At 40.4% G+C, this 13,263-nt stretch carries 14 protein-coding genes and 1 riboswitch; all 14 genes read left to right on the top strand.

Going from position 1 to position 13,263, the window contains the following annotated elements:
- Positions 1-16: 16 nt before the first annotated feature.
- The 14 genes from AC1FXP_RS13250 to AC1FXP_RS13185 all read left to right on the top strand — a co-directional run bounded on the left by AC1FXP_RS13250 (position 17) and on the right by AC1FXP_RS13185 (position 13,183).
- Entirely contained in the window at positions 17-688 is a 672-nt protein-coding gene (locus AC1FXP_RS13250; RefSeq protein ID WP_480062117.1) for a GNAT family N-acetyltransferase, read from the top strand.
- Positions 689-904: 216 nt separating this feature from the next.
- The gene (locus AC1FXP_RS13245) at positions 905-1,447 is read left to right on the top strand and encodes a peroxiredoxin (protein ID WP_480062115.1); all 543 of its coding nucleotides are present in this window, start codon (positions 905-907) and stop codon (positions 1,445-1,447) included.
- A gap of 129 nt (positions 1,448-1,576) precedes the next feature.
- The gene (gene trxA / locus AC1FXP_RS13240) at positions 1,577-1,894 is read left to right on the top strand and encodes a thioredoxin (RefSeq protein WP_480062113.1); all 318 of its coding nucleotides are present in this window, start codon (positions 1,577-1,579) and stop codon (positions 1,892-1,894) included.
- Between the two features lie 45 nt (positions 1,895-1,939).
- Entirely contained in the window at positions 1,940-2,878 is a 939-nt protein-coding gene (trxB, locus tag AC1FXP_RS13235) for a thioredoxin-disulfide reductase (RefSeq protein ID WP_480062111.1), read from the top strand.
- A 206-nt stretch (positions 2,879-3,084) separates the two neighbouring features.
- A riboswitch (glycine riboswitch) is annotated at positions 3,085-3,191 on the top strand.
- A gap of 170 nt (positions 3,192-3,361) precedes the next feature.
- Positions 3,362-4,612: a serine hydroxymethyltransferase gene (glyA, locus tag AC1FXP_RS13230; protein WP_480062109.1), complete on the top strand. Its 1,251-nt coding sequence runs from the start codon at positions 3,362-3,364 to the stop codon at positions 4,610-4,612.
- Between the two features lie 15 nt (positions 4,613-4,627).
- Positions 4,628-5,140, top strand: a complete 513-nt coding sequence (locus AC1FXP_RS13225; protein WP_480062107.1) for a serine dehydratase beta chain — start codon at positions 4,628-4,630, stop codon at positions 5,138-5,140.
- Positions 5,140-6,039, top strand: a complete 900-nt coding sequence (gene sdaAA / locus AC1FXP_RS13220; protein WP_480062105.1) for an L-serine ammonia-lyase, iron-sulfur-dependent, subunit alpha — start codon at positions 5,140-5,142, stop codon at positions 6,037-6,039. The genes AC1FXP_RS13225 and sdaAA overlap by 1 nt, the downstream gene beginning before the upstream one ends.
- A complete protein-coding gene (gcvT, locus tag AC1FXP_RS13215) occupies positions 6,036-7,151 on the top strand; it encodes a glycine cleavage system aminomethyltransferase GcvT (RefSeq protein ID WP_480062103.1) in 1,116 nt (371 codons plus the stop codon). Before sdaAA ends, gcvT begins: the two co-directional genes overlap by 4 nt.
- Before the next feature lie 151 nt (positions 7,152-7,302).
- Positions 7,303-7,698 carry a glycine cleavage system protein GcvH gene (gene gcvH / locus AC1FXP_RS13210; protein ID WP_480062101.1) on the top strand — a complete coding sequence of 132 codons (396 nt, stop codon included), beginning with the start codon at positions 7,303-7,305 and terminating at the stop codon, positions 7,696-7,698.
- A 1-nt stretch (position 7,699) separates the two neighbouring features.
- Positions 7,700-9,052 carry an aminomethyl-transferring glycine dehydrogenase subunit GcvPA gene (gcvPA, locus tag AC1FXP_RS13205; protein WP_480062099.1) on the top strand — a complete coding sequence of 451 codons (1,353 nt, stop codon included), beginning with the start codon at positions 7,700-7,702 and terminating at the stop codon, positions 9,050-9,052.
- A complete protein-coding gene (gcvPB, locus tag AC1FXP_RS13200; protein WP_480062097.1) occupies positions 9,045-10,535 on the top strand; it encodes an aminomethyl-transferring glycine dehydrogenase subunit GcvPB in 1,491 nt (496 codons plus the stop codon). Before gcvPA ends, gcvPB begins: the two co-directional genes overlap by 8 nt.
- Positions 10,536-10,616: 81 nt before the next feature.
- Positions 10,617-11,495, top strand: coding sequence for a lipoyl synthase (gene lipA, locus AC1FXP_RS13195; protein WP_480062095.1), 879 nt, complete (start codon positions 10,617-10,619; stop codon positions 11,493-11,495).
- Between the two features lie 39 nt (positions 11,496-11,534).
- A complete protein-coding gene (locus AC1FXP_RS13190; protein WP_480062093.1) occupies positions 11,535-11,840 on the top strand; it encodes an iron-sulfur cluster biosynthesis family protein in 306 nt (101 codons plus the stop codon).
- A gap of 167 nt (positions 11,841-12,007) precedes the next feature.
- The gene (locus AC1FXP_RS13185) at positions 12,008-13,183 is read left to right on the top strand and encodes a sulfite reductase subunit alpha (RefSeq protein ID WP_480062091.1); all 1,176 of its coding nucleotides are present in this window, start codon (positions 12,008-12,010) and stop codon (positions 13,181-13,183) included.
- The last annotated feature ends 80 nt before the right edge of the window (positions 13,184-13,263 follow it).

Here is a 13,263-nt window from a genome sequence, read left to right as displayed (position 1 = left end):
AAGGAGAAGGATGAAAATGGAATATCGAAGAATTGAGAGTATACGAGATCCTTTATTCAAACAAATGCATCAATTAATGCAAGACATATTTCCTCCAGAAGAAGTATTGGAATTCGACCTTTGGAAAGAACCTCTCGAAGATCCAGGAATCCGTGTCTTTGTTGCTGATCTTGAAGGGGAGGTAGTAGGGGCGACGGAGTATCGCTATTATGAGGATTTTAATGTTGCGATGACAGACTTTACAATCATTGGCCGCGACGGGCTCGGCATTGGTCCGTTTTTAGCACAAAAGAGGTTCGAGGACTTAAATGCCTTAGCCGTAGCGAGTGGAAAGCAGCTTTTCGGGATGTTCGCCGAAATTTATGATCCTTATCGGGTAGAATATCATGAATTTGGTGCAGTGATATCTATGGATCCATATGTTCGCCGGGAGGTACTGTCCCATCTTGGTTATAAGCGTCTTAATTTTCCTTATGTCCATCCATCCTGGCACAATGATGGAGAGGCCGTAACAGGACTTGATCTTTGTTTTCTTCCAATGGAATCCAGCAGCACGGAAGTGAAAACAGAACTAATTGTGAAATTTTTGAACCGTTATTATTCGGTCTTGTCAAATAAGCCAAAGTCTTGGCATGAAATGATTGAGAACTTGGAAGCAGAAGAAGCGGTAACATTATTGCCAATTTAGTAGATAAATTCATATAACATTTTTATATAATTCCAACTTGATACTTCAACCCTTTTCTATATCCAAAGAGGTCATCTTTATATGGATAATGAGACTGTAACATTCATCAGTTACGATCATATTGAGTATATGGTTTGTTTAAGGAAACAAAGGGCTTGATTGATTAATATATTAACATGTTCATAACATAAAAAATTAAATAAGGGGATGAATAAAATGGTAGAACGTATGGTAGGTAAACAAGCACCGCGCTTTGAAATGGATGCAGTTATGCCCAATAAGGAATTTAAGAAAGTAAGTTTAGAAGAAAATATGAAGAACGGTAAATGGACCGTACTATTCTTTTATCCGATGGATTTTACTTTTGTTTGTCCAACTGAAATTACCGCAATGTCTGAACGTTATGATGAGTTTCAAGATTTAGATGCAGAGGTCATCGGAGTTTCTACAGATACCATACATACGCATCTTGCATGGATTAATACTGATCGTCTAGATAATGGTCTAGGAGAGTTGCATTATCCTTTAGCTGCTGATACCAACCATGTTGTCTCCCGGGAATACGGCGTACTTATTGAAGACGAAGGGATTGCCCTTAGGGGATTGTTCATTATTAACCCTGAAGGTGAGTTAATGTACCAAGTTGTATTCCACAATAATATTGGGCGTGATATGAATGAAACACTTCGAGTACTTCAGGCGCTTCAGACAGGGGGATTATGTCCAGCTAACTGGAAACCAGGCCAAAAAACATTGTAAATAATAATGGGGTTTACTTATTTTATAGCTATATAGAATCAAAAATCTGAATGTTTAGACTCCTTAGCATGACGAATGAGGAGTCTAAGTGAAAAAATGAAAGAATGGCTCATAAAGGGGGAAATGTCAATGTCGAATGTAGTAGCAGTTAATAAAGCTAATTTTGAAGAAATTACAAATTCTAATGAGGTAGCGGTCATTAAATTTGGCGCGCCATGGTGTGGTCCTTGTAAAATGATTGCCCCAGTATTGGATCGTTTATCTCTTACTATAGAGAATGTGACATTTGGAGATGTCAATATTGATGAAAACAGTGAATTAGCAGAAAAATTTAATATTATGAGTGTTCCTACTACTTTAATTTTTAAAAATGGTTCAGTGGCTAAACAGAGTTTAGGGTTTTCTCCAGAGGAGAAATTAAAGAACTTAATTTCTCAATATCTTTAAGGAGTATTAACAGATCCTTTTACTTGGAAAGAAGAGGTGTTGTATATGAGCCATAGCATTTACGATGTCATTATTATTGGTGCAGGTCCTGGTGGTATGACAGCTGCTGTTTATACCTCAAGGGCCAATCTTAAAACGTTAATTTTAGATCGTGGAGTGCCAGGTGGACAACTTCAAAATACGGAAGAGATAGAGAATTTTCCTAGCTATTCACATATATCCGGACCAGATTTAGCACAAAAAATGTTTGAGCACTCTTTACGCTTTGGTGCCAAGTATGAACAAGCCAATGTAGAAGACATTGTAAATGAGGGCAATATGAAAGTAGTATATGCAGGGAATAAAACGTATCAGACTAAATCTGTCATTATTGCTACAGGTACTAAATATAAAAAGTTGGGCGTTCCTGGAGAAGAAGAATTTTCAGGTCGAGGTGTATCATGGTGTGCCGTTTGCGATGGAGCCTTTTTTAGGGGAAAAGAACTAGTTGTTATAGGTGGGGGAGATTCTGCCGTAGAAGAATCGGTTTTTTTAACTAAGTTTGCTAAGAAAGTAACCGTCCTTCATCGCCGGGACCAATTCAGAGCTCAGCCTATTTTAGTGGAGCGGATGCTTAATAATGATAAAATTGATGTGATCTATGATACTGTTGTCAATGAGATTATAGGAGAGGATAAAGTAACTCATGTCCTTATTGAAAATATAAAAACAGGTGAAAAGAAGAGTTTTCCAGTTGATGGTGTGTTTGAGTATATAGGGATGAACCCTGTTTCAGATTTCGTGAAAAATCTAAATATTACGGATGAAGAAGGGTGGATCATAACGGATAATCGAATGAAAACGAATATTCTTGGAATTTTTGCGATAGGAGATATTAGACAAAATGCAGTCCGGCAGGTAGTAGCTGCTACTGGGGATGGATGTATCGCAGCACTAGAAGTTCAACATTACCTAGAAAATCAATTAATACTAGAGGCTTTTTAAATATATGTATTTGAGAGAGTTCCAGTTGAATTCTTATTTTATTTCTGATTACTGATGTGTAGTAAAAAACAATTAAAGTTTCAATCTGTATAATTTCATAATAGCGGATGATGGTTGTGGGAGAGTGCAATGCGACAAGCCACCGAAGGAGCAAGTTCCAAAAAGACCCTTGGAAACAAATCTCTCAGGTAGAATGAACCACAACGGGACGCACCTCTGGAGAGCGCGTATACAGTAGTACGCCACCAAAGGGGAAGACTCTTTGAATTAAGAATGGAGTTAAACTCTCAGGTAAAAGGACAGAGAAGGGTAGAGAACGTTATGCTACCTTTCTGTGTCTTTTTTTCTATGTAAAAAAGTAGTGAAGCATAATGTTTTAAACAGTTTTCATAGAAAAGTAAGTCAGTAGCAAGAAAGAGAATTCTTCAAGTTATAGTTGGTACAGCCAAGGGAACATAAGCAAGATTTCGAGGAGGAATAAAAATGAGTTTACGACAAAAAGATTCAATTGTTTTTGAAGCAATTGAGAAAGAGAAGAATCGCCAACATCAAACACTAGAGTTGATCGCATCAGAAAACTTTGTAAGCGAAGATGTATTAGAAGCAATGGGAAGTGTGTTGACGAACAAGTATGCAGAAGGGTATCCAGGAAGGCGCTATTATGGGGGATGCGAATTTGTCGATGTAGCAGAACAAGTTGCTATTGAACGTTTGACCAAGCTGTTCGATGCTAACTATGCAAACGTACAGCCACACTCAGGTGCACAAGCAAATACAGCTGTTTTTTATGCGTTACTTCAGCCAGGCGATAAAGTAATGGGGATGAACCTATCGCACGGTGGACATCTAACACATGGCAGTCCGGTAAGCATGTCAGGAAAATGGTTTGATGTTGTGTCTTACGGGGTGAGAGAAGATAATCATTTGATTGACTATGATGAACTAGAAGTAGTGGCACAAAAAGAAAAACCAAAACTAATCATTGCAGGTACAAGTGCCTATACAAGAAAGATTGATTTTGCTCGTTTTAGAGAAATTGCTGATAAAGTTGGCGCGAAATTGATGGTAGATATGGCCCATATTGCGGGGCTTGTAGCAGCCGGACTTCATTTATCACCAATCCCTTATGCGGATGTTGTGACAAGTACGACTCATAAAACATTAAGAGGTCCCCGTGGCGGTATTATCCTAACCAATGATGAAGAAATCATTAAAGCCACCAATAAAGCTGTATTCCCAGGTATTCAAGGTGGGCCACTTATGCATATTATCGCTGCAAAAGCAGTTTCCTTTAAGGAAGCACTGCAGCCAAGCTTTAAGGAATATGCACAGCAAGTCATCGAAAACGCAGTAATACTTGGCGAAGAATTAAAGAAAGAAGGTGCAGCTCTAATTTCAGGTGGCACAGACAATCATATTGTACTGTTGGATGTACGCCCATGGGACTTAACAGGAAAAGAAGCCGAGAAGTTGCTTGAAGAGGCTAGTATAACGGTTAATAAAAACACGATTCCGTATGATCCTCAAAGTCCGTTTGTTACAAGTGGGATCCGTATGGGGACAGCGGCGTTAACAACACGTGGGATGAAAAAGGAAGAGATGGTGCAAATCGCTAAAGTAATTGCATCTGTTCTGAAAAGCAAAGGCGATACGGAAGTTCTTAAACAAGCAAAAGAAACAACAAAAGCTATTTGTGATATGTATCCACTATTTCAAACATCAATTACTGTGTAAGAAAGGAGCATTATCATGAAGTTTCAAAGTTGTTTTGATATTATTGGCCCGATTATGGTAGGACCATCAAGTTCTCATACAGCAGGTGTCGTATCCATCGGCAGGTTTATTTACGAGCTATTGGGAGGATGTCCAGAAGAGGCTGAAATTATTTTCTATGATTCCTTTGCAGAAACATATCAAGGACATGGAACTGATAAAGCCCTTATTGGTGGATTGCTAGGTATGGATACAGATGATTCTCGGATTAGATATGCAGTCGAGATGATCAAACAATATGGACTATGTTACGAATTCTATCTTGAAGACAGTTGTTTAGAATATGACCACCCAAATACAACGGTCGTTACGGCAAAGCGTGGGGAATGTATGGTAAAAGTAGGTGGTGTATCGCTTGGTGGCGGTTTATCTAAAATTTTTATGATTGACGAAGAGATGATAGATATTCGCCTAAGCGCTGGCGATGACTTTGCCGCACTTGCCAATCAGTATCAGCTAAGAAGGAAATTACTTATGGGGGTAATATAATGGAAATTCAGTCCATGGAAGAGCTGATTGAAGCTTGCAAGAGTGAGCAAAGAACCATTGGTGAAGTGATGCTGATGATGGAAGCGAAAAAGTCGGGAAAAGATGAAGAAACCATTATTAGTATGATGGAAGAACGATTGATCAAAATGAAAGAAGCCGTTGATACCGGGATAAAAGATGCCTCGACTGCGCCAAGTGGTATTTCCGGCGGTGATGCTGTGAAAATGTACGACTATATAAATCAAGGTAAAACACTGTCTGGAAATTATATTAGCGATGCAATGACTTTCTCTCTGGCAACCTCTGAAAGCAATGCACGAATGGGCGTTATTGTGGCTACTCCAACAGCTGGGGCAGCCGGTATTTTGCCCGGTGTATTATTTTCATTGCATAAAAATGAGGGGGCTTCTTATAAAGACTTAGTCATGGGCTTGTTTACGGCTAGTATGCTTGGTTATGTGATTGCGAATCGTTCCTTTATTTCAGGTGCAGCCGGCGGGTGTCAAGCAGAAGTAGGATCTGCAACGGCTATGGCAGCAGGAACAATTGTAGAGCTAAAAGGAGGTACACCAAAGCAAGCCGTGAATGCGACAGCCATTGCTATGAAGTCACTCTTAGGTCTAGTTTGCGATCCGGTCGCAGGACTTGTTGAAGTGCCTTGCATTAAGCGAAATGTCATAGGAACATCCATTGCCTTTTCAGCTGCTGATTTAGCCCTTGCTGGTATTGAAAGCCGCATTCCATGTGATGAAGTCATTGAAGCGATGTATAAGGTCGGAAAAGAAATGCCGCGGACACTACGGGAAACCGCACTTGGAGGTCTTGCGATGACCGAAACAGGTAAAAAGGTAAAAGAACAGTTATTTCATAAGAAGCCGCAATCGGAGGTGTATCCATGAGTACAGAAACAGGATTAAAGAAAACGCCGCTTTTTGAAACATATAAAAAATATGGTGCAAAGGTTATTGATTTTGGGGGGTGGGAACTTCCGGTACAGTTTTCTAGCATTTTAGAAGAACATGAGGCTGTCCGAAAGGAAGCAGGACTCTTTGACGTCTCTCATATGGGAGAGGTGTTGGTTACAGGGAAAGATGCAGAAAGCTATATTAACTACCTTGTAACAAACGATGTAACAAAGCTTCGTATCAATCAAGCTCAGTATACAACTATGTGTTATCCAGACGGTGGTACGGTAGATGACTTACTTGTTTACAAATTAGCAAATGAAAAATATCTACTCGTAATTAACGCAGCAAATATTGAAAAAGATTATGAGTGGATGGATCAGCATGTAAAAGGAGATGTAACGATTCAAAATATTTCAGGTGACATGGCCCAGCTCGCCCTTCAAGGTCCAAAGGCAGAAGGTATTTTACAAAGCTTAACAGAAACAGACTTAGCAGAAATTGGCTTTTTCCAATTTGCTCAATTCGTCAATCTGGATGGGGTTACAGACGTTCTCGTATCCCGTACAGGGTACACAGGGGAAGATGGATTTGAACTTTATTTAGCGGCAGATCAGGCGGAAGCCCTTTGGGAGAAGCTTCTAGAAGCAGGGAAGGAAAATGGATTAAAACCATGTGGACTTGGTGCACGTGACACGCTTCGTTTTGAAGCAAGGCTTGCGTTATATGGACAAGAGCTCACAAACGATATCAGTCCGCTTGAAGCAGGAATCGGTTTTGCCGTCAAAACGAACAAAGAAAGTCATTTTATCGGCAAAGACATCCTTACAGCTCAAAAAGAAGAAGGATTAAAACGAAAATTAGTAGGGATTGAAGTGACAGGCAGGGGAATTCCTCGTCACGGGTACAAGGTATTTTCAGCGGGTGAAGAGGAAATTGGCTTTATTACATCCGGAACCCGTTCCCTGTTTTTGAAGAAAAGCTTAGGTCTTGCGCTTGTATCGGCAGAGCATGCTGAAGTGGGAACGCAGCTAAAGGTTGAAGTGCGCAAAAAAATGATTGATGCCATTGTTGTAAAAACACCGTTCTATAAAAGGGGTTCATGAAATTTTTAGTAGATTATAGCGAGCATTGTTTGAAGATACGTACTTGTCAGTCTCTTCTTTACAAAGACGGCAAATCGACAAGCACGTTACAGGTAATGAATTTTCGAAATTATAAAAATATTAAAACCCAAAGTGAAAGGAAGAAAAAACAATGACAAGTGCAATAGCAAACTTATTATATAGCGAGGAACATGAGTGGGTACTACAATTAGACGGAAATCGAGTACGAATTGGAATTTCTGATTATGCACAAAAGCAGTTAGGGGATATTGTTTTTGTTGAGAGTCCAGCAGTTAGTGATGAAGTAAAAGTGGATGAACCAATGGGAACAATCGAATCCGTTAAAGCAGTTTCTGAACTTTACGCTCCAGTATCAGGTACAGTTGTTCGTGTAAACGAGGAGTTAAACGATACTCCTGAGGCAATCAATGAAAATCCGTATGAAGCAGGTTGGTTAGTAGAAGTGGAAATATCCAATCCAGAAGAGTTAGTATCGCTTCTAAATGAAGGTGAGTACCAAGCATTTATCAATGAAGGAGAGGAATAAGATGACAAACACTTATAGATATCTTCCTGATACGAAACAAGATCAAGAAGAAATGCTCGCTTTTTTGAACATTTCTTCTATAGATGAGTTATTTGAAGACATACCATCTGAACTTCGTTTAGATGGTGAGCTAAACATTCCAAAAGCCGTTCCTGAACCGCTTCTTTTGAAAAAAATGCACCAGCTTGCTTCGCGAAATAAAAATGCTAACAACTACCTGACTTTTCTTGGTGCGGGTACATATGATCATTACATTCCAAGTGTGGTCAATCATATGATTTCACGCTCTGAATTTTACACGGCTTATACACCCTATCAACCGGAAATCAGCCAAGGTGAGTTACAAGCCATTTTTGAGTTCCAAACCATGGTTTGTGAGCTGACAGGAATGGATGTAGCCAATTCTTCGATGTACGATGGCTTTACATCACTTGCCGAAGCTGCTTCACTTGCTGTTGCCTCAACAAAATGTTCAAGAGTACTTGTATCAAAGGCCGTTCATCCTGAATCCCGCGCCATTTTAAATACGGTAGCAGGTGGACAAGGATATACAGTGGAAGAAGTGAATCTTGTTGATGATGTTACAGACTTAGAAAAACTACAAGAACAAATGGAAGAGGATACTGCGGCTGTTATTGTTCAATACCCAAATTTCTTTGGTTCTATTGAAGATTTAGCAGAGGTGAAGAAAATTGCAGAGGCAAAAGGAGCGCTTTTCATCGTCAGTGCCAACCCGCTGGCACTAGCGCTTTTGCAGGCACCAGGTAAACTTGGGGCCGATATTGTCACCGGTGATATGCAGTCTCTAGGAATACCAATGGCCTTTGGGGGTCCGCACTGTGGTTATTTTGCGGTTCAAAAAAAATTTATGCGTAAAGTACCGGGACGCATTGTGGGACAAACGACAGATGACCAAGGAAAACGTGGATTTGTGCTAACCCTGCAAGCACGTGAGCAACATATTCGCCGTGATAACGCATCATCCAATATTTGTTCCAATCAGGCATTAAACGCTCTTGCATCTGCCATCTGCATGACAGCACTTGGAAAGCAAGGAATTCGACATATGGCACAGCTAAATGTTGAGAAAGCCGATTACATGGCAAGATGTCTTCAAAAGAAGAACTTTATTGTTAAGAATCAAGCACCATTCTTTAATGAATTTGTGGTCGAGCTTCCTTGTTCGGTCAAGGAGGTCAACGCAAAATTGCTTGAGGCAGGAATCATCGGAGGATTTGACTTAGGAAGTGATTACGGCTTTGACAATCAAATGCTCATTGCGGTGACTGAACAGCGAACAAAAGAAGAGATTGACCAATTTGTACAGATATTGGAGGCGGTTGTAAATGGTTGAATACAATGAGCTAATCTTTGAAATCAGTCGTCCAGGGCGTGTCGGTTCAAGCCTTCCGGAAAGTGACGTAGAAGGCATTGATTTACATGATAAGTTTTTGAAGCATTTGATTCGTGATTTGCCTGCGGAACTCCCGGAAGTATCAGAGCTTCAGCTTGTGCGCCATTACACAGCACTTTCTAATAAAAACCACGGGATTGATAATGGTTTCTACCCGCTTGGTTCTTGTACGATGAAATACAACCCGAAAATTAACGAAGATGTGGCACGCTTCGAAGGCTTTAGCCGCATCCATCCATATCAGCCAGCTGAAACGGTACAGGGTGCACTAGAGCTTTTATATGAATTGCAGGAAGAATTGGCTGAAATCACAGGCATGGATGCGGTGACGTTACAGCCTTCTGCAGGGGCTCAAGGAGAATGGACCGGTTTAATGATGGTAAAGGCCTATCTTGAACAGAAAAGAGAAAAAAGAACGAAGGTATTGGTTCCGGACTCAGCGCACGGTACAAATCCTGCGAGTGCCACCGTTGCTGGTTTTAAAACGGTCACCATCCCATCCAATGAAAATGGTTTGGTGGACTTAGAAGAATTAAAGAAGCATGTTGACGATGATACAGCTGCATTGATGCTAACAAACCCTAATACACTTGGGTTGTTTGAAAAAGAAATTGTAGAAATCGCTAAAGTTGTTCATGAAGCAGGCGGATTACTTTACTATGACGGCGCGAATGCTAATGCGATTTTAGGGAAAACAACACCAGGGAAAATGGGCTTTGACATCGTACATTTAAATCTTCATAAGACGTTTACAACGCCTCATGGCGGAGGAGGTCCCGGAGCTGGTCCTGTCGGTGTGAAAAAGAAACTTATTCCGTACTTACCAGTACCGCGTATTGAAAAAGACGGTGAGAAATTTGTGTTGAACTCTAGTCACCCGCTCTCTATCGGCCGTGTAAAGGGGTATTATGGGAACTTTGGTATTTTGGTTCGTGCGTACACCTATATTCGCACGATGGGTCCTGAAGGATTGCGTCAAGTATCTGAAGGGGCAGTGGTTCATGCGAATTACCTTCGCAAAAAGCTTGAACCGTATTTTGATGCACCATATTCCCAAATTTGTAAGCATGAATTCGTGTTATCCGGATCTAGACAGAAAAAGCTCGGTGTGAGAACACTTGATATGGCTAAACGTCTGCTTGATTTCGGCTACCATCCACCAACAATCTACTTTCCTTTAAATGTAGAGGAATGTTTAATGATTGAACCGACCGAAACAGAGTCAAAAGAAACAATGGATGCCTTTGCTGATGTGATGATTCAAATCGCTAAAGAAGTGGAAGAAAATCCAGGTATCGTATTAGAGGCACCACATACCACGGTCATTGGCCGATTGGACGAAGTTCAAGCAGCAAGACAACCTATCTTGCGTTATACAAAAGAGGAAGCGGTAGAGAAAGAAAAAGAAACTGTAAAGGCATAAAATAAATCTTCCATCAGTGTGGGGGGAGCATCCCCCACTGATTTAAGCCAATTTTATGTTTCGTTCATAGGAGTGAAAGATATGACCATCGATTATGTCCGTAAACCGGAGTGGCTCAAAATTAAATTAAATACCAATGAACAGTATACAGGCCTAAAAAAAATGATGCGTGAAAAAAAGCTTCATACGGTTTGTGAAGAAGCAAAATGCCCTAATATTCATGAATGCTGGGCTGTACGCAAAACGGCAACCTTTATGATTTTAGGAAGTATATGTACACGTGCTTGCCGATTCTGTGCGGTTCAAACAGGGCTTCCGACAGAGCTTGATTGGGAAGAGTCAAAACGTGTGGCAGAATCAGTGGAGCAAATGGGCTTAAAGCATGTCGTGATTACGGCCGTTGCCCGGGATGACCTAAAAGACGGTGGGGCTGGAGTTTTTGCGGAGACGGTACGAGAGGTGAGGAGTCGCACTCCATTTTGCAGTATTGAAGTCCTTCCATCTGATATGGGTGGAGAATATGACAACTTAAAAACATTAATGGATGCAAAACCAGACATTTTAAATCATAACATAGAAACCGTCAGACGCTTATCGCCGACAGTTCGTGCACGTGCAACATATGAACGTTCGCTTGAGTTTTTGAGACGTGCAAAACAAATGAATGCCAATATTCCAACGAAATCAAGCATGATGATTGGTCTTGGAGAAACGAAAGAAGAAATCATAGAAACGATGGAGGACCTTCGTGCTAACGATGTTGATATTATGACAATTGGTCAATATTTACAGCCAACGAAACGTCATTTAAACGTACAAAAATATTGGAGTCCACAGGAGTTTAATGAATTAAAGGAAATTGCATTGTTAAAAGGGTTTAGTCACTGTGAAGCAGGCCCGCTCGTTCGCTCTTCCTACCATGCAGATGAACAGGTCCGTGCAGCAAAAGCGAATGTGTAATATTAAAAGGTAGGACACTGGTGAGAAGGAGAGAATCCGATGGTTATTACGTTAACAGAGGTGGCGTTGAAACAGCTAAAAGAAATAGTGTTCAAGGACGAAGAATCTCCTCGAATTGACGCTGATATAGCTGGGGGATGCGGGATGACTGTTAAGTTTACGCTAGTTTTTGATGAACCGCGACGAAACGATACGATTATTGAGTACGAGGGGATCCCGATTCGAATGGATCGTTTTACGAAACGTTATTTAGATGAAGAGGTCGAAATTGATTATACAGCTGAACGTGGCTTTCTTATTGGAGAAACCTTAAGTTCAACTGCATGTGCACAGTGGGACGATTAAATTAAAAAGAAAAGCTTAAAGGGACATTGATAGAACAGAGCTCGTATCGAATGTTAAATGGGGTATGTTGGCTATGTTTTGGATATGTTTTTTCTTCGTAAAGAAGTCGTACAGTCAAATTCGATCACATTATGGTGCTATATATACTACCTTTGGAGGTAAGAGCTATGAAACTTAATTTAGAAGATTGTAAAAAAGCCAAAAGTGAGAAACTCCCATTTTCAAGGACCAATCCATTTCAAGCAAAGATTTTAAAAAATATTAATTTAAATGGAGCTGGCTCTAGTAAGGAAACAAGGCATATTGAGTTATCATTACAAGGGTCAGGCCTTTCTTATGTCCCAGGTGATGCACTTGGCGTTAACCCATCAAATGATCCAGAGCTTGTGGCTTCTCTTATTAAGGAAATGGAATGGGATGAAGAAGCGGTTGTAACTGTTAGTAAGCAAGGTGAGACACTGCCACTGAAGGAAGCGTTAATAAGCTACTTTGAAATTACACTGCTGACGAAGAAGATTTTACAACAGGCAGCTGTATTTTCAGAAAACGAAGAGCTGCAAAAGCTTGTGCTGGTTGAAAATGTAATTCAACTAAAGGAATATTGTTATGGGCGTGATTTACTTGATATGTTACGTGATTTTGGTCCATGGAAGGCTTCTGCCCAAGAAATCGTCTCATTATTAAGAAAAATGACACCGCGTCTCTATTCTATTGCAAGCAGTATTGCTGCTAATCCAGATGAAGTTCATCTAACCATCGGTGCTGTACGCTACACGGCGCACGGACGTGATCGAAAAGGCGTTTGTTCTGTTTTATGTGCAGAACGTGTTCAAGAAGGAGATACGCTTCCAGTCTTTGTTCAAGCAAATAAACACTTCTATTTGCCAGAGTCTCAAGATGAAGATATTATAATGGTTGGGCCTGGGACAGGCATTGCACCATTCCGTTCTTTTATCCAAGAACGAGCAGTGAATAAAGCTACTGGCCGGTCATGGCTATTTTTTGGAGACCGGCATGCAGCGTCAGATTTCCTTTATCAAAATGAGTTGGAAAAATATCAACAAGATGGGGTATTGACAAGACTTGATACTACCTTCTCCCGTGATACGTCTCAAAAAATTTATGTGCAACATAAAATGCTCGAACATAGCAAAGAATTGTTTGAATGGATTGAAAAAGGAGCGTATGTCTACGTTTGTGGGGATAAGAAACATATGGCGAAAGACGTTAACGATGCGCTCATTACTGTTATTGAAAAAGAAGGCGCGATGGCCCGCGATGCAGCTGAAGCGTATCTTAAACATATGCAGAAGCAAGGGCGTTATCAACGTGATGTGTATTAAAAACAAAGCGTTTTAAGTATACAGTTATATTGTTTTTCAAAAAGTAACCCTTTGTTCCGGTTGATATGGAGGGTTACTTT

This window comes from Halalkalibacter sp. HAAS-P013 (assembly GCF_056619925.1).
This window is presented reverse-complemented; position numbering and strand designations above follow the sequence as displayed.

Coding starts and splice junctions, on each gene's coding strand:
- AC1FXP_RS13250 (WP_480062117.1), top strand. CDS start 17: ATGGAATATCGAAGAATTGAGAGTATACGAGATCCTTTATTCAAACAA.
- AC1FXP_RS13245 (WP_480062115.1), top strand. CDS start 905: ATGGTAGAACGTATGGTAGGTAAACAAGCACCGCGCTTTGAAATGGAT.
- trxA (WP_480062113.1), top strand. CDS start 1,577: ATGTCGAATGTAGTAGCAGTTAATAAAGCTAATTTTGAAGAAATTACA.
- trxB (WP_480062111.1), top strand. CDS start 1,940: ATGAGCCATAGCATTTACGATGTCATTATTATTGGTGCAGGTCCTGGT.
- glyA (WP_480062109.1), top strand. CDS start 3,362: ATGAGTTTACGACAAAAAGATTCAATTGTTTTTGAAGCAATTGAGAAA.
- AC1FXP_RS13225 (WP_480062107.1), top strand. CDS start 4,628: ATGAAGTTTCAAAGTTGTTTTGATATTATTGGCCCGATTATGGTAGGA.
- sdaAA (WP_480062105.1), top strand. CDS start 5,140: ATGGAAATTCAGTCCATGGAAGAGCTGATTGAAGCTTGCAAGAGTGAG.
- gcvT (WP_480062103.1), top strand. CDS start 6,036: ATGAGTACAGAAACAGGATTAAAGAAAACGCCGCTTTTTGAAACATAT.
- gcvH (WP_480062101.1), top strand. CDS start 7,303: ATGACAAGTGCAATAGCAAACTTATTATATAGCGAGGAACATGAGTGG.
- gcvPA (WP_480062099.1), top strand. CDS start 7,700: ATGACAAACACTTATAGATATCTTCCTGATACGAAACAAGATCAAGAA.
- gcvPB (WP_480062097.1), top strand. CDS start 9,045: ATGGTTGAATACAATGAGCTAATCTTTGAAATCAGTCGTCCAGGGCGT.
- lipA (WP_480062095.1), top strand. CDS start 10,617: ATGACCATCGATTATGTCCGTAAACCGGAGTGGCTCAAAATTAAATTA.
- AC1FXP_RS13190 (WP_480062093.1), top strand. CDS start 11,535: ATGGTTATTACGTTAACAGAGGTGGCGTTGAAACAGCTAAAAGAAATA.
- AC1FXP_RS13185 (WP_480062091.1), top strand. CDS start 12,008: ATGAAACTTAATTTAGAAGATTGTAAAAAAGCCAAAAGTGAGAAACTC.